Origin of the sequence: Gordonia amicalis (assembly GCF_022059885.1) — a bacterium.
Lineage (GTDB): Bacteria > Actinomycetota > Actinomycetes > Mycobacteriales > Mycobacteriaceae > Gordonia > Gordonia amicalis.
In genome coordinates this window covers 4,762,045-4,780,350 of sequence record NZ_CP091855.1, presented here as the reverse complement: position 1 = coordinate 4,780,350, position 18,306 = coordinate 4,762,045, and the positions used below count along the sequence as shown (strand labels likewise).

Genomic DNA, 18,306 nt, shown 5'->3' with positions numbered 1-18,306 from the left:
TGATGAAACCCTAATCGGGCACGACGGGTTTCGCAGTTCGGAGGAAACCGAACGAAAAGCTTGCTGACATCGCCGAATGTAACGCTAAGGAGGACTCCGGCCGATAAACGGAAGTGGTGCCTGCTCGGTTGTTTGAATTTTTTCTCGGCATTTCCGGGCGTGACACAAACACAACTCGAAGAAACGGCCTAGTTTTGGAGTTTGTGGGACGAAAACCATCGGTCGTATCAGGTCTGATCGGTAGAACCGAGGAAATCGAAGAAGTGAGGAGAGTCAGCGTCCGTGGCGACCGCCGATAACAGCGACAGCGCGAACGTTGTCGGAGAAGACATCACTGAGATCCTGCCCCTCACCGCGGCACAACGAGGAATGTGGTTCGCCGACACCTTGTCGCCCGACTACTCGGTGAACATCGCCCAGTACGTCGACATCCGGCACGAACCCGGTGGTTTCGACATCGAGCTCCTCGAACGCTGCTGCGTCGAGGTCGGCAAGACCTTGGAATCCCCGTACGTCCGGCTCGCCGAGATCGACGGCGTCCCGGTGCAGTACGTCGATCTCGACTTCGACCAGCAGGTCGACATCCTCGACTTCCGTGGCGAGTCCGACCCCGTGGGCGCTGCGATGGCGTGGATGCAGGCCGAGTACCGGCGTCCGGTCGACCTGCTGAACGACCAGCTGATCGTCATCGCGATCCTGCAGGTCGCCGACGACCGGACGTTCTGGTACAACCGCGCCCACCACATCATCATCGACGGCTATGCGGCGCTGTCGATCATGCGACGTACCGTCGACCGCTACAACGCCGTCCGACGCGGCCTCGAGCCGAAGGACAGGACCCCGGCGACGATGGCCGAGATCGTGGCCTACGAGGACACGTACCAGGCCGGCACCCGCCGCCAGACCGACCGCGAGCACTGGCTGTCCCGGGTGTCCGACCTCCCCGAGAAGGTGACCCTCGCGCACGGCACGGGCACCGCTCCGCTCTCCTTCGACAACGTCGTCGCCGGCGGCGATCTGCCGGTCGCGCAGCAGCGGCGACTCGAGGCTCTCGCCACCGAGTTCAACAGTTCGCTTGCCGTCCTCATGTCCGCGGCCTTCGGTGCGTACCTGTCCCGGATGACCGGCTCCGACGACATCGTGATGACGCTGCCGGTGACCGGCCGCACCACCGCGAAGATTAAGGCCTCCGGCGGCATGGTCTCCAACGTCCTGCCGATCCGGCTGCGTGACGTCTCGAGCCGGACCGGCCGTGAACTGGTGGCCGCGGCTCAGCTGGAGCTCACCGGCGCACTCCGCCATCAGCGGTATCGGTCCGACGACATCCGACGCGACGCCGGCTTCGAGGGCAACTCCGTCTCGTTCGGCCCGACCATCAACATGGTCTTCTTCGACGATCAGGTCGCCATCGACGGCACGTCGATGGACTACCGCATCCTGACGTCCGGCATCCTCGAGGACCTGCTGATCAACCTGTATCAGTCGAGTCCCGACGCGCCGCTGGTCGTGGATCTCCACGGCAACCCCTACCTGTACTCCGAAGCCGAGATCGCATCGCACCACCGCCGGTTCCTGGCCTTCGTCGAGCACCTCTTCGACAACGTCGACGCCCCGATCGACGGCATGCCGGTCCTGCTACCGGGAGAAGCCGCCGAACTCGGGCACTTCGAACGCGGTCCCCGCGCCGACTGGACCACCGATCAGGCCGGCGACCACACCCTGCTCGACCTGTTCGCCGCGCGGGTGGCCGACCGTCCCGATGCGGTGGCGATCGTCGCCGACGATGCCGAGCTCACCTATCGCGAGTTCGACGCCCGCTGCCGTGAGGTGGCGGCAGCGCTGGTGGCGTCGGGCGTGCGACCCGGCGACAAGGTCGCGGTGCTCGTCGAACGCGGCGTGGACCAGGTCGTCGCGGTGTACGCCGCGCTGATGGCCGGTGCCGCGTACGTACCGGTGGACGTCGAGCAACCGGAGGATCGGCGTCGCCTGATCCTCGACACCGCCAACCCGGCGGTGGTGATCGACGACGAGTTCCTCGCGAACGCCGAATCGCCGGACACCGCCGGATCGCCTCTCCCACTGCCGGTGGACGAGGGCCGCGTCCGGCCGGGGGCGGCCGCGTACGTGATCTTCACGTCGGGCTCGACCGGCGTGCCGAAGGGCGTCCAGGTCTCGCACCGCGCCGTCGTCAACCGGCTCGCCTGGATGCAGGACCACTACCGGATCGACGGTTCCGACGCCGTTCTCTACAAGACGCCGATCACCTTCGACGTCTCGGTGTGGGAGTTGTTCTGGCCCTTGCAGATCGGCGCACGCATGGTTATCGCGCGCGCGGGTGGGCACCGGGATCCGGCCTACCTGCACGACACCATCGTCGAACGCGGGGTCACCACGCTCCACTTCGTCCCGTCGATGCTGGACGTCTTCGTCGAGGCCGCCGCGACCGGCGAACCGGCGATGCCGTCTACGGTGCGGCGGGTCTTCACCTCCGGCGAGGCGCTGCCGTCGAATCTGGCGACCCAGGTGGTCGAACACTCGGATGCCGAGCTGGTGAATCTGTACGGCCCCACCGAAGCCGCGGTCGATGTCACCGAGTACCGCGTCGCGGGCCGGGAAGTGCACATGCCCATCGGGCGGCCGGTGGCCAACACCGACACCTATGTGCTCGACGCCCGGCTGCGTCGTGTACCGGTCGGGGTCGTCGGCGAACTGTATCTGGCCGGAACGCAACTCGCCGACGGATATCTCACCCGCGGCGGGTTGACGGCGGAGCGATTCGTGGCGAACCCGTTCGAATCAGGGACACGGATGTACCGGACCGGCGACCTGGTGCGGTGGAGTGCCAACGGGATGCTGGAATACCTGGGGCGCACCGACTTCCAGGTCAAGATCCGGGGACAGCGCGTCGAGCTCGGCGAGATCGAATCCGTACTGCTGGCCGAGGGGTCGATCTCCGCTGCGGTCGCGATCGTCGGTACGGACGCCGGTGGCGCCGCCGTGGTCGCCTACGTCAAGCCGCGCGACGCCGACGTCCCGGCCGACGTCATCGTCGACCGGCAGATGCGCGCAGCCCGCAACGGTCTTCCCGGACACATGGTTCCGTCCGCGGTGGTCGTGCTGGAGGCCTTCCCGGTGAACGCATCGGGCAAGCTGGACCGTCGGGCGCTCCCCGCGCCGGAGATCACGCCGTCGGCGGAACGTGTCTACGTCGCACCCAGCTCGGAGATCGAGGAGAAGGTGGCCGAGATCGCCGGCGACGTCCTCGGTGTCGAGCGGGTCGGTATGCGCGACAACATCTTCACGCTCGGAGCCGACTCGCTGGCCGCAGCCCGGTTGGCGTCGCGGCTGCGCAAGGAATACTCGCGGGCGGTCGCGCTGACCGACATCTTCAACAGCAACGACGTCGGCGAACTGGCCGCCGCCATCGCCGATGCGGCGGTGGTCGACGCCCGTCCGCCGCTGCGTCGCGGCATGCGGCCCGAGGTCATCCCGGTCTCGTATGCGCAGTCGCGTCTCTGGTTCATCAACCGGATGGACCCGTCGTCGGGTACCTACAACATGCCCGGCGCAGTGCGGATGCGCGGCGATGTCGACGTCGACGCACTGCGCGCGGCGGTTCGTGATGTCGTCATCCGGCACGAGCCCCTGCGCACCCGATTCCCGTCGGTCGACGGCGAGCCGATCCAGGAGATCGTCGACATCGAGGGTGTCGAGGACCAGGTGCGTCTCAGCGTGCACAACTCGGCCGAGGCGGACCTCCTCGATGCCGTGGCGTCACAGGCCGCGGCCGGGTTCGACCTCGTCGCCCAGGTTCCCTTCCGGGCCACCCTGTTCGAGACCCCTTCCGACGGCCACGTTCTGCTGGTGGTGCTCCACCACATCGCCGGTGACGGGGCCTCGCTGCGTCCCCTGATCGTCGACCTGCTGGCCGCCTACGGCGCCCGGGTCAACGGTCTGGCGCCCGAGTGGGAACCGCTTCCGGTGCAATACGCGGACTTCGCGGTGTGGCAGCGCGACACCCTCGGGTCGGCCGATGACGAGAATGCCCGGATGGCGCGTGAACTCGCCCACTGGAACAGGGAACTGGCCGGGCAGCCCGAGCTGCTGGCGCTTCCCACCGACCGTCCCCGGCCGCAGATCCCCACGGGGCGTGGTGGTTACGTGGACGCGGAGATCACGCCGGAGCAGTTCGCGAGGATCCGCTCGCTCGCGGGACGTTACGGCGTCACGACCTTCACCGTCCTGCACGTCGCCCTCGCGGCTGTGCTCGGTCGTCTCGGTGACACCGACGACGTGTCCATCGGTACCGCGGTCGCCGGTCGCGACGAACCCGAGTTGGCCGACCTGGTGGGCATGTTCGTCAACACCGTCGTCCTGCGGTTGAACATCCGTCCGGGCGATTCGGTCGCCGAGCTGCTCGACCGCGCGCACCGCACGCGCACCGGCGCACTCGAGTACTCCCAGGTGCCGTTCGAGATGGTGGTCGACGAGGTGTCGCCCAGCCGGTCCCGCGCGCACAGCCCGCTGTTCCAGGTCGGATTCACGTTCCAGCGTGATTCCTCGGCCCTGCTCGCGCAGACCGGGGAGTTCGACGTGCTGGACATCCGCATCCCGTCCGCGAAGTACGACCTGTCGGTGACCGCGACCGAGTTCGCCGGTGCCGGCGCCGAACGTGTGGCCCTCGAATTCTCCTACGCCACGGATCTTTTCAACCGATCGACGGTGGAGTCCATGACGGATGCGCTGATCATGCTGCTCGATCAGATGACGGCGGCGCCGACCGAGGCGATCGGCCGGTTCGACATCGTGCCCGCCGACGACGTGCGGCAGCTGACCGCCGAGCCGGCGGGTCGTGCGCCCGTGGTGTTCGCCGATCTGCTGGCCACGTGCTCGCCCGGTTCGGCGACGCCGGTGGTCGTCGCGGGTGAGAAGATCACCCCCGACGTTTTCGATGCCCGGACAAATCAGCTTGCGCGAGAACTCATCTCACGCGGTATCGGACCCGGCGACGTCGTCGCGATCAGTGCTCGACGATCCGCGTGGTCGGTGCTCTGCACGATCGCGGTGATCCGTTCGGGCGCGGCCTTCGTCACGATCGATCCGATGCACCCGGCGGAGCGTCGCTCGGCGATGGTGGCCGACAGCGGTGCGCGCGTCGGACTGACCACCGCGGATGCCGGAGTCGACGCCATCGACAGTGACGCGGAGTGGATCGTCGTCGACGACAGCGAGACCGAGCTGCGCCTCGCCGGCCACCCGATCGCGCCGATCGGGCCGGCCGAACTCGTCCGTCCGACCCGTGTCGACGAGATGGCCTATCTCATCTACACCTCGGGTTCGACGGGTAAACCGAAGGCCGCCGCCGTCAGCCATCGCGGCCTGGCGAACATGATGGCCAATCAGCGCGACCTGCTGCGACTGGACGAGACCTCGCGAGTCCTGCACGTCGCATCGCCGAGCTTCGACGCCTCGGTCTTCGAGCTGACGATGGCGTTCGGATCGGCCGGCCAGCTCGTCGTCGCCGACCCCGACACCTATGCCGGTGACGCGCTCGAGAGGCTGATCGCCGAGACGGGCGTGACGCACGCCGTGATGACACCGTCGGCGCTGGCCACGCTCGATCCGGCCGCGGTACCCGCGCTGGCCACCGTGCTCAGCGCAGGCGAAGCGTGCCCGCCGGAACTGATGCGTCGCTGGGTGTCGGCGGGCCGCCGGTTCTTCAACCTGTACGGCCCCACCGAGACCACCATCTGGGCCACCTCGGACGGACCGTTCACCCCCGCCGACGACATGACCATCGGAACGGCGGTGCCCGGTGTGGGGGCCCTCGTGCTCGACCGCGGACTCCGGCCCGCACCGGCCGGCGTGGTCGGTGAGCTCTACCTCGTCGGCGATCAACTGGCCATCGGTTATCTCGGCCGGCCGGGTCTGACCGCCGAGCGGTTCGTCGCGAATCCGTACTCCGACGGGTCGCGGATGTACCGGACCGGTGACCGGGTCGTCCGCCGCGCCGACGGCCGGCTGATCTATCACGGGCGCGATGACTTCCAGCTGAAGGTGCGCGGACTGCGCATCGAGCTCGGCGAGGTCGACAACGCGCTGATGTCCCACCCCGACGTCGCCAACGCGGTCAGCCTCGGCGTTCCCGGGCCGGCCGGCGAAGACGTGCTGGTGGCGTATGTGACGGCCGCCGAAGGCACCTCGCCGATGCCCGAATCGCTGACCGAGCACGTCGGGCAGCTCCTGCCGCGCTACATGGTCCCGCACACGGTCGTCGTCGTCGACTCCTTCGAGCTCACCAACGTCGGCAAGATCGACCGCACCAAGTTGCCGCCGGTCGACTTCAGCGCGAGCAAGGACTTCGTCCCGCCGCGGACCCAGCTGGAGGCGATCGTCGCCGAGGTGTTCGCCCAGGTGCTCGGGGTCGAGCGGGTCAGCGTGCACGACGGATTCTTCGAGATGGGCGGCAACTCGCTGTCGGCGACCAAGGTCTCGGCGCGACTGTCGGCGGCACTCGACCGGCAGGTCCCGGTCAAGGCGATCTTCGAGTCCGCCGACGTGGCCAGGCTCGCCGAATACATCACCAACAGCCTGTCCGGGCACTCGGCGGTGCCGCTGATCGCGCGTCAGCGAGCGGAGATGGTCCCGGTGTCGGCCGTCCAGCGCGGCATGTGGCTTCTCAGCCGGGCCGCCCCGGAGTCCCCGGCGTACAACGTGGCCCTCGCGCTCGAGCTCCGCGGGCGGCTGGACGTCGACGCCCTCCGCGCGGCAGTGGACGATCTGCTCCGCCGGCACGAGTCGCTGCGTACCAGCTACCCGATGATCAACGGCGAACCGATGCAGATCATCAGTCCGCCCGACGAGGTCGCGGGCCTGGACGTGACCCCGGTCCCGGTGTCGGGGAGCATCGCCGATGCCATCGCGGCCGTGACCGGTCGCGGATTCGACATCACCACCGCACCGCCGGTCCGGCTCGCCCTCCTGCGCGTCAGCGACGACGAGCACGTCGTCGTCTTCGTCGTGCACCACATCAGTGCCGACGGTGCCTCGATGGCACCGCTCGCCCGCGACCTGATGATGGCCTACGCCGCGCGCCACGACGGTCGGCCGCCGACCTGGGCGCCCCTGCCCGTCCAGTACGCCGACTTCACTCTGTGGCAGGCCGAACGGCTGGCCACCACCGACGAGGCCGGCGTCACCGAGGCGCGGCGTCAGCTCGACTACTGGATCGATCGGTTGTCGGGAGCGCCCGAGACCATCGACCTGCCGACCGATCGGCCGCGACCCAAGACGCCGTCGTACGTCGGTGACCAGGTCGAGTTCGAGATCCCGGAGGATCTGGTGCGGTCCCTGGAGTCGGTCGCCCGTGCGAACAACACCACGCTGTTCATGGTCACCCATGCGGCCTACGCCGTGCTGCTGTCGCGCCTGAGCGGACGTAATGACCTGGTGATCGGAACGCCGTACGCCGGACGGGGTGAACAGGCCCTCGACGATGTGGTCGGCATGTTCGTCAACAGCCTCGCATTGCGGACCGGTGTCGACCACGGGGAGAAGTTCACCGACCTGCTGTCGCGGGTGCGGCGTGACGACCTCGCCGACATGGCCAACACGGATGTGGCTTTCGAAACAATTGTCGCGAATGTCCTGAATGCGCCGATGACGTCGCACAATCCGTTGTTCCAGGTGATGTTCGCTTTCCAGAACATCGATTTCCCATCGCTCGAACTCGGGGACGTGATCGTTTCTCCGGTGGCCGAGGGAATCATTCCGGCAAAGGTGGATCTGCAGCTCAACCTCTACCCGAATGACCCTGCAGCAGCGGGACACAACTCGGGTACCGGTGCGATGAAGGCGCAGCTCGTCTACGCCACCGACCTGTTCGACGATTCGACGGTCGAATCGATGGCCCAGCGTTACCTCGCGATTCTCGAGGCCGTCGCGGCGGACGCCGAGTGTATCGTCGGGGACATCGTCATCTTCACTGCCGATGAGCAGGCCGAAACCGTCGATCCGCTGCCCGCCGACATCCGTCTCGCCGACCTCGTCTCCGTCGCGAGCGACACCGATCCCCGGGCTGTTGCCGTGGACCATGACGGCGTGAGCGTCCAGTTCGGCCAGTTGTCGGAGATGGTGAGAGCGATGGCGGCGGCATTGCCGGGCTCGGACTCCGACGCCACCCTCACGATGGCACTGATGAGTGTGGTGCCCGGCCTGGCGACGGGAGGCCCCGCCGCGCTCGACGAGGTGTTGAGCGACCTGCGCGCCAACGCCGTCGCACTCATCGACCTGTCCACCGCTTCAGAAGGAAACAACAGGACGTGACCGTCGACTCTGACGCCGCTGACATCTCGCGTGGTTGGGGCGCTCGGCCGTCCACCCTGCAACTGATCGCCCACGCCGCCTCGGTGGCTCCTGCGCAGACCGCCTTCGAGGGCAAGGCCGGACCTGTCGCGTTCGCCACCCTGAACGCCACGGTCTCGATGACCGCGGGAGTGCTGGCCGCGCAGGGGATCGACACCGAAGCGGCTGTCGGAGCCGCCGTCACCGGGCAGCTGGCGCTCGTGGGCCTGGCGCCGGACGAGATCGCGACCGCCACACGCCGCGCGGTCGACGACATCCGTACGGCGGCCTGGGCGCTGGCCGGTACCAGCGACTGGGAGTCACTGCCGGGACTGTTCCGGTCCGCCGCGCACAGGTTCGCCGATCGGGTCGCGGTGTCGGCGTCGGGCCGGTCGCTGTCCTATGCCGAGCTCGATGCTCGCTCCGACGCAGTGGCTGCCGGGCTGATCGCTCGTGGTGTGGCCGCAGGCGACCTGGTGGGCATCGCCACGGCGCGGACGGTGGACCTGATGTCCTCGATTCTGGGCGTGGTGAAGGCCGGCGCCGGCTACCTGCCGCTGGATCTCGGAAATCCAGTGGAACGGCTGTCGTTCATCGTGGCCGATGCCGAGGTGTCGGTGGTGATCGGCGATGCGTCCTCGGCCGATCATGCCCTGTGGGATCACCTGCCCGATGGGGCCCTGGTCGTGGACGTTGAGGAGCTCGCGGCGGAACCCGCCGCGCCCGCGGCCCCGGTTCGGGTGCCGGCGAACAGCCGGGCGTACGTCATCTACACCTCGGGCTCGACGGGCCGGCCGAAGGGTGTCGAGATCACCCACAGTGACGTGGTGACCCTGCTCGATGCGGCCGACGACGATTTCGAGTTCTCGGCGTCCGACGTCTGGACGATGTTCCACTCGTATGCCTTCGACTTCTCGGTCTGGGAGATGTGGGGGCCGCTGCTGTCCGGGGCGCGCCTGGTCGTCATCGACCGTGACCTGGCACGGGATCCGCGAGCGTTCCTGGACGTGCTGGTGACCGAACAGGTGACGGTGCTGAGTCAGACGCCGTCGGCGTTCTACCAGCTGATCGACGCGCGTCGGGGCGATCGCCGCGAACTCGCGTTGCGGTACGTGGTGTTCGGTGGCGAGGCGCTCAGTTTCGATCAGGTCCGCCGCTGGTACGACGAGAACCCGTCCGACACCGCGCAACTGGTGAACATGTACGGCATCACCGAGACCACCGTCCATGTGAGTTTCCGTGCGCTGGAACGAGATTCGATCGCCGGGACCGAGGCGTCACTGATCGGCCGCCCGTTGACGTCGCTGGGGATCCACATCCTCGACGAGCGGTTGAACCCGGTGCCTCAGGGCGTGCCGGGCGAGATCTACGTGACCGGTGGGCAGCTGGCATCCGGCTATCTGAGGCGACCGGGTCTGTCGGCGTCGCGGTTCGTCGCGAATCCGTTCGCCGAGGACGGATCCCGGATGTACCGGACCGGTGACCGTGCACGCCGGGTGGGTACGGACATCGAGTATCTGGGCCGTAACGACGCACAGGTCCAGCTGCGCGGCTTCCGTATCGAGTTCGGCGAGATCGAGGCCGCGTTGCTGGCCGCGGTGCCGGCGGCGGCAGCGGCAGCCGCGCGGGTGATCGCGGATCCGGTTCGTGGAGACCAGTTGGTCGGCTACCTGGTGGTCGGCCCCGGCGAGGACGTGGACCCGGCCGCGGTGCGGTCGGCGATGGCCGAGCACGTGCCCGGCTACATGGTGCCCGACGCCGTGGTCGGTGTGGAGCGGCTACCGCTCACCGCCAACGGAAAACTCGACCGAAAAGCGTTGCCCAAGCCGGTATTCGAGTCGAGCGCAGAGTACGAGCCGCCTGCCGACGAGACCGAGCGCGTACTCGTCGAGGTGTTCACCGCCGTACTCGGGCTCGAGGACATCAGCGTCACCGAGTCCGTGTTCGACGTGGGTGGCAACTCGCTGGTCGCAGCCCAGATCGTCGGCCGCGCCTGCGAGGTCCTCGACGTCGACCTCAACATGCGTGATCTCTTCGAGGCGCCCACCGTGCGTGGCCTCGCGGCCCGGGTCAAGGATGCGGCGCCCGGACTCGCACCGATCACCGCCGCCGATCCGCGCCCGGACGTCATCCCGCTGTCGTTCTCCCAGCAGCGGATGTGGTTCATCAACCAGTTCGACCCGACGCTGCCGACGTACAACATCCCGGTACTGCTGCGGGTCACCGGCAACCTCGATGTCGATGCCCTGCGCGCCGCCGTCGTCGACCTGATCGGCCGCCAGGACGTCCTGCGGACCGTGTTCCCGGCAGATGACGGACGGCCGAACCAGGTGGTCATGCCGCTCGCCGAGGCCGAGTCGGTTCTCGACTGGCTGGTCACCGACTCGTCGGAGGTCTTCGAGTCCGCGGTCTCGGCGGGCTTCGACGTCACCAAGCAGACCCCGATCCGGGTTGCCGTGCTGCACAACGGCACCGGCGAAACGATTCTCGGTGTGGTAGTGCACCACATCGCGGCCGACGGCGAGTCGATGCGGCCCCTGGTCGCCGACCTCCTCACCGCCTACACCGCGCGGGTGGAGTCCCGCTCACCCGAATTCGCGCCGCTGGAGGTGCAATTCGCCGACTATGCGCTCTGGCAGCACCGCGTTCTCGGCGACACCGCCGACCCGACCTCGTTGGTGGCCGGGCAACTCCGCTTCTGGACCGACCGGCTGGCCGATCTGCCCGACGTCCTCGACCTGCCCACCGACCGCGAGCGGCCCCGGGTCGCGACGAATCGCGGCGACCGGATCGCCTTCGACGTGCCCTCCGAGGTGGTCGAACGCGTCGAGGAGATCGCCCGGATCAGCGGTGCCACACCGTTCATGGTGGCTCACGCCGCACTCGCCGTGCTGCTGTCGCGCCTGGCGGCCACCGATGACGTGGCCATCGCCACCCCGATCGCGGGTCGCACGCACGCGGTCGTCGAGCCGCTCATCGGTATGTTCGTCAACACGCTGGTGCTCCGCACCGGCGTCGACCCCGCCACGTCCTTCCTCGACTTCCTGGACGAGGTACGTGCTGCCGATCTGGACGCCTTCGCCAACGGCGATGTCCCGTTCGAGACGCTCGTCGAGACCCTCGCCCCGGTACGCAGCGAGGCATTCGCGCCGCTCGCGCAGGTGATGCTGTCCTTCGATCCCGCGCGATCGGCCCACAAGCTCGACGCGACGATCGCCGGGCTGCAGTTCACCGAGATCGAGCCGCCGGTCATCCCGGCCCAGTACGACCTCACGGTCGGACTGAACTCGCTCGACGACGGACGCTGGTCCGGCTTCGTCACCTTCGCCACCGATCTCTTCGATCCGGCCACGGCCGAGCTCATCGCACGACGTTTCGTCCGGGTGCTCGACGGACTCACCTCGGCGCCGCGGATGTCGGTCGGCGACGCACCGCTGTTCGCCGACGACGAGGCGACGGCAGTCGCAGCACTCGAGAACGGCTCGCCGACAACAGGTTCGGCCGGGATCGCCGGCTTGACGTCCCTTGCGGACGGGCTGTCGCGCGCCGTCGCCGAGTACGGCGCGCAACCCGCATTGATCCACAACGGCCGCACTGTCACCTTCGCCGAGTTCGGTGCTCGGGTGTGGGGGTTGGCGCGTGAGTTGATTTCGGTGGGTGTGGGGCCGGATGTTGCGGTGGCTGTGGTGGTTCCGCGGTCGGTGGAGTTGTTGGTCGCGGTTCATGCGGTGGTTGCTGCGGGTGGGTTGTATGTGCCGGTGGATCCGGATGCGCCTGCTGATCGGGTTGGTTACATGCTGGAGACGTCGGGTGCGTCTGTGGTGTTGGTGGCGGCGGGTGTGTCGGTGCCGTCGGTGGTTGCCGGTGTTGATGGTGTGTCGGTGTTGTCGGTGGATGCGTCGGGTTCGTTTGATGCTGGGGTTTCTCCGGTGACCGATGCTGATCGTGTTGGGTCGTTGGGTGCCGATGATGCGGTGTACACGTTGTTCACGTCGGGGTCGACGGGGCGGCCGAAGGGTGTGACGGTGTCGCATCGGTCGGTGCTGAATCGGTTGGCGTGGATGGATGCGTGGTATCCGGTGTCGGGGTCGGATCGGATGTTGCAGAAGACGCCGGTGACGTTTGATGTGTCGGTGTGGGAGTCGTTCTGGCCGTTGATGGTTGGTGTTCCGTTGGTGATTGCGGAGCCGGGGCGTCATGGTGATCCGGAGTATTTGCGTGAGGTGATCGTTCGCGAGTCGGTGTCGGTGGTGCATTTTGTGCCGTCGATGTTGTCGGCGTTTGTGGATGTGTTGGGTGATCGGTTGGCGGAGTTGGCGTCGTTGAGGCATGTGTTTGCTTCGGGTGAGGCGTTGGCGCCGTCGGTGGCTGATGGGTTGTTGTCGCGGTTGCCGGGTGTGGGTCTGCACAATTTGTATGGGCCGACCGAGGCTGCGGTGGATGTGACGGCGTATTCGGTGCGGGCCGGTGATGTGGTGGTGCCGATTGGTTCGCCGGTGCCCAATACGGTGACGCGGGTGTTGGATTCGCGGTTGGCGCGGGTTCCTGTTGGGGTGCCGGGTGAGTTGTATCTGGGTGGTGTGCAGGTGGCGCGGGGGTATGCGGCGCGGCCTGATCTGACGGCGGAGCGTTTTGTTGCTGATCCGTTCGGTGGGTCGGGGGAGCGGTTGTATCGGACTGGTGATCTGGTGCGGTGGAATGCTTCGGGTGAGTTGGAGTATTTGGGTCGTACTGATTTCCAGGTGAAGTTGCGTGGTCAGCGGCTCGAGCTCGGTGAGGTCGAGGCTGCGGTGGCGGCGGCGCCGGGTGTGGTGCATGCGGCGGCGGTGGTGGCCGAGTCGGCGGCGGGGCAGCAGTTGGTGGCGTATGTGGCGCCGGCTGATGTGGATGTGGATGTGGTTGCCGGGTCGGTGGCGTCGGTGTTGCCGGGGTATATGCGTCCGTCGGTGTGGGTGCGGTTGGATGTGATGCCGTTGACCTCGTCGGGCAAGGTGGATCGTAAGGCGTTGCCTGCGCCGGTGTTCGAGGCTGCCGAGTATGTGGCTCCGGCTTCGGATGCTGAGGAGCGGGTTGCGGCGGTGTTTGCGACTTTGCTTGATGTGCAGCGTGTTTCGGTGACCGAGTCGTTCTTCGATTTGGGTGGGAACTCGTTGTCGGCGATGCTTTTGGTGGCGCGGGTGTCGGATGCGTTGGGTGTGCAGGTCGGTATTCGGGATGTGTTCGATGCGCCGTCGGTGCGGGATCTGGTTGCTGCGGTGGCCGATCGTGCTGCGGCGTTGCCGCCGGTGACCCGTGTCGAGTCCAGGCCGGATCGGATTCCGTTGTCGTTCGCCCAGCAGCGCATGTGGTTCATCAACCAGATGGAACCGGAGTTGGCAACATACAACATCCCGGCCGTGTTCACCCTGTCCGGCGAGATCGACGTCGATCTCTTGCGGACGGCGACCGCTGATGTCGTCGCCCGACACGAAATCCTCAGGACGACCTTCCCGGCCGTCGACGGGGAGCCGTACCAGCAGATCGCCGCGCCCGCAGATGCTGCCGAACGCCTGGACTGGCGGGTCGTGGCGAGCGCCGACGAACTCGCGACCGACATGCGTCGCGGGTTCGATGTCGCGCACGAGTGGCCCCTACGTGCCCGTGTACTGCTCAGCGGTGACGGGCAGGCGACCTTCGCTCTCGTCGCCCATCACATTGCTTTCGACGGTCAGTCCTTCGGGCCTCTCGCTACCGATCTCTTCGCCGCTTACGAAGCCCGAAGCCGCGGCGCGGCACCGGATTTCACGCCTCTCGACATCCAGTACGCCGACTACGCCCTCTGGCAGCGCGAGGTGCTCGGCGAGCCCGAGGATTCGGATTCGGTGCTCGGCGGACAACTCGCCTACTGGCGAGACCGACTCGCGGGACTGCCGGATGTCCTCGAACTGCCCGCCGACCGGCCCCGGCCGCTCGTCGCCAGCCACCGGGGCGATGTGCTCCCCTTCGACATCCCCGCTGACATCGGCCGCCGTGTCGATGCCACCGCCACCCGGCACGGCGCGACGCGGTTCATGGTGTTGCATGCGGCGTTCGCGGTCCTGCTCGCCCGTCTGACGGGCACCCACGACATCGCGGTCGGTACGCCGATCGGTGGTCGCGGGCAGAGCGAGCTGGACGCCATGGTCGGCATGTTCGTCAACACCCTCGTGCTGCGCACCGAGATCGACTCCGCCAGTGGGTTCGACGCTGTTCTCGACCGTGTCCGCGCCGACGACCTCGATGCCTTCGCGCACGCCGAGGTGCCGTTCGAGTCTGTGGTCGATGCGGTCAACCCCGTTCGCTCCGAAGCCTTTTCACCTCTGGTTCAGGTCATCCTGTCTGTCGATCCGATCGGCGCCGACGTCACCGGCACCGCCACGGTCAACGGTCTGACGGTCGCCCCGCTGGATATCACCGAGGCCCCTGCGCAGGTCGACCTCAATCTGACCGTCTCCACCGGTTCCGCCGACGAGGACTGGTCGGCAATACTGACCTACGCCACCGATCTGTTCGACCGAGGAACCGTCGAGGAGATGTCGCGATGGTTCCTCCGCCTACTCGACGGGATGCTCGCATCCGAGCACACCGCCGTCGGCGACATCCGGCTCCTCGCAGCCGAACAGGATCGGGCACTCCTCGCCGGATCCGTCGGTCCGGCGGCGTTCGCCGCGGATGAGACGATCGCCGAGCTCGTCGGTGCCCGCGTGGCCGACTCCGCGCAGTCCCTCGCGCTCGTCACGGGGGAGCGCACGCTGACCTACGGCGAGTTCGGACTCCGCGTCGCCACGGTCGCACGGACGTTGATCGCCGAGGGCGTCGGTCCGAACACAGCCGTCGGCGTCGTCATGCGCCGGTCTGCCGGCACCGTCATCGCGGTGCACGCCATCATGGCAGCGGGTGGCCAGTACGTCCCCATCGATCCCGACACCCCGGCCGACCGCGCGCGGTACATGGTCGAGACCGCCGGTATCGGACCGGTCCTCGTGGAGAAGGGACACCGGCCCGTCGAGGTTCTCGATGTGCTCGACGGACGGTCGCCGATCATCGAACTCGACGCCGATGCACCGCTTTCCGCCGACGCGACCCCGCTGTCGGCTTCCGAACGACTCGCCACACTGCATCTCGATGACGCCGCCTACACGCTGTTCACCTCCGGTTCGACCGGCAGGCCGAAGGGCGTCACCGTCTCGCATCGGGCGGTCGCCAACTTCGTCGCCTGGTTCGATTCGCTCATTCCTGCCGGGCCCCATCGTCTGGTGTTCAAGACCCCGCACACATTCGACGCGTCGGTCCTGGAGCTGTTCTGGCCGTTGACGGCTGGGCAGACGATGGTGGTCGCGGATGCCGAGGGCCACCGCGACCCGAACTACCTCGCCGACCTCATGGCCGAAACGGGCGTGACCGTCGCCCAGTTCGTGCCGTCGCTGCTCTCGGTGTTCCTCGACGTGGTCGATCGACCGGATCTGCTGACCGGACTACAGGTGTTGTTCAGCGGCGGCGAGGCGCTTCCTCCGGCGGTGCTCCGACGATTCACCGAGCGCGTGCCCCACGCCCGGGTGGTCAACCTGTTCGGTCCAACCGAGGCCGCCGTCTACACGATGTCCTCGGCACTCGACGAACCCGTCGACGTCGTGCCGATCGGTCGGCCCATGCCGAACACCACCGCCTACGTGCTCGATGATCGGCTGCACCCGGTGCCCGACGGGGTGGCCGGCGAACTGTATCTGGGTGGCGTCCAGTCGGCGCGCGGTTACGCGGCCCGGCCCGACCTGACCGCGGAACGCTTCGTCGCGGATCCCTTCGGGGCCCCCGGAGCGCGGCTCTACCGAACCGGTGATCTGGTCCGGCGGCGCCGTACCGGTGAACTGGACTACCTGGGCCGCACCGACTTCCAGGTGAAGCTGCGCGGTCAGCGACTGGAGCTCGGGGAGGTCGAGTCCGCGATCGCCGACGCGCCCGGTGTCGTCCACGCTGCAGCTCGCGTGGTCGCCGGACCGGGTGGGGACCAGCTCGTCGGCTATGTCGCTCCCGCGACCGTCGATCTCGATGCCGTGCGCGCATCGCTCGCGGACGCACTCGCCGAGTACATGCGACCGACCGCGTGGGTGCTCCTCGAGGAGATGCCGCTGAACTCGGCCGGCAAGGTCGACCGGCGTTCGCTGCCCGAGCCGGAACTGGAAGCCGCCGAATACGTCGCCCCCGCTACGGAAGCCGAGGAGGCGATCGCCGGCGTGTTCGCCGGGCTGCTGGGAGTGGAGCAGGTGAGTGTCACGCAGTCGTTCTTCGACCTGGGCGGCAACTCGCTGTCTGCCATGCGTCTGACGTCTCGCGTGTCGGATGCCCTGGGCGTCGAGGTGACGATCCGCGATGTGTTCGATGCCCCGACAGTGCGGGAGCTCGCCGACGCCGTCCGGGGGCGCCGTGCCTCGCTGGCCCCGGTGGCCCGACCGGAGTCGCGCCCGGAACACGTACCGCTGTCCTTCGCACAGCAGCGGATGTGGTTCATCAACAAGTTCAACCCGTCGAGCGGGATGTACAACGTCCCGCTGGTCCTACGGGTCGGCGGTGACCTCGATGTGGCGGCGTTGCGGGCGGCGATCGACGATGTGGTGGCGCGGCACGAGTCGCTCCGCACGACCTTCCCGGACGTCGACGGTGAGCCCTTCCAGCTGGTGCACGATGTCTCGGAGATCGCCGAGCGGTTGGACTGGCAGGAGGCGCACTCTGCCTCCGACATCGAGGCCGCCGTTGCAGCTGGTTTCCAACTCGGCCGCGAATGGCCTGTGCGGGCGCGTGTCTGGGAGTCCGCGCCGGGCGAGCACGTGGTTGCGGTGGTGATGCATCACATCGCCTCCGACCGGGAGTCGTTCGCACCACTCGTTTCCGATCTGGTCACCGCTTATTCGGCTCGCACGAATGGCCGGTCCCCGGCCTTTGCGCCCCTTGATGTGCAGTACGCCGACTTCGCACTGTGGCAGCGTGACGTTCTGGGATCGCCGGAAGATCCGGACTCGGTGGTCGGCCGCCAGTTGGCTTACTGGGCACGGCAGTTGGCCGGGGTGCCAGATGTCCTGGAGTTGCCCGCCGACCGTCCCCGCCCGACGGTGGCCTCGCACCGGGGCGCGGTGGTCTCGGTGCCGCTGCCCGCAGAGGTGAGTCTCGGCATCGAGGAACTCGCGCGCCGACGTGGCGTGACTCCCTTCATGGTTGTGCATGCGGCCCTGGCGGTGTTGTTGTCACGGTTGTCGGCGACCGACGACATCGCGGTGGCCACCCCGATAGCCGGCCGGGGCCAGCAAGCTCTCGAACCGTTGATCGGCATGTTTGTCAACACCCTGGTGTTGCGGACAAAGGTGACGTCGCGGGGACGTTTCGCCGATCTGCTCGACCAGGTACGTTCGGTCGACCTGGAGGCCTTCGAACACGCCGACGTGCCTTTCGAATCCGTCGTCGAGCGACTGCAGCCCGTGCGCTCCCAGGCGTTCGCGCCCCTGGCGCAGGTCGTGCTCTCGGTCATCGACCGGTCGGTTGACCTCGGTGCCGGAGTCGTCGACGCGGTCCGGAACGACTTGTCGCTCACTCCGGTCGAACCGCCGGTCATCCCGGCCCAGAACGACCTGTCCATATCAGTGGGCATTAATCGCGCCGGAGACGGCGAGGTCCGGGTGACCTATGCGACCGATCTCTTCGACGAGCATTCGGTGGGCCGGTTCGCTGGGCGATTCGTCAGGATTCTCGCAGAGGTGACGACGAATCCCGAGATGACGATCGGTGGGACTCGGTTCCTCACGGACCTCGAACGGAACCAGATACTGGAGTGGTCCCGAGGACGTCGGAGCGTGATCGGGTCCCCTACGCTCGTGCATCTGACGAGCCCTGCATGAGCCCGGTGGTCAACTGATGAGTAAGCGTACTGACAGTGAGGAATCGCGAAAGGTGTCGAAG

2 protein-coding genes are annotated in these 18,306 nt (G+C 67.5%); both read left to right on the top strand.

Translation table 11 applies throughout. The annotated features are described in order from the left end of the window. The first annotated feature begins 282 nt into the window (after window positions 1-282). On the top strand, window positions 283-8,325 hold the full coding sequence (locus IHQ52_RS21880) for an amino acid adenylation domain-containing protein (RefSeq protein WP_006434664.1): 8,043 nt from the start codon (window positions 283-285) through the stop codon (window positions 8,323-8,325). Beyond that, window positions 8,322-18,245, top strand: a complete 9,924-nt coding sequence (locus IHQ52_RS21875) for a non-ribosomal peptide synthetase (protein ID WP_238063958.1) — start codon at window positions 8,322-8,324, stop codon at window positions 18,243-18,245. The genes IHQ52_RS21880 and IHQ52_RS21875 overlap by 4 nt, the downstream gene beginning before the upstream one ends. Window positions 18,246-18,306: the final 61 nt, after the last annotated feature.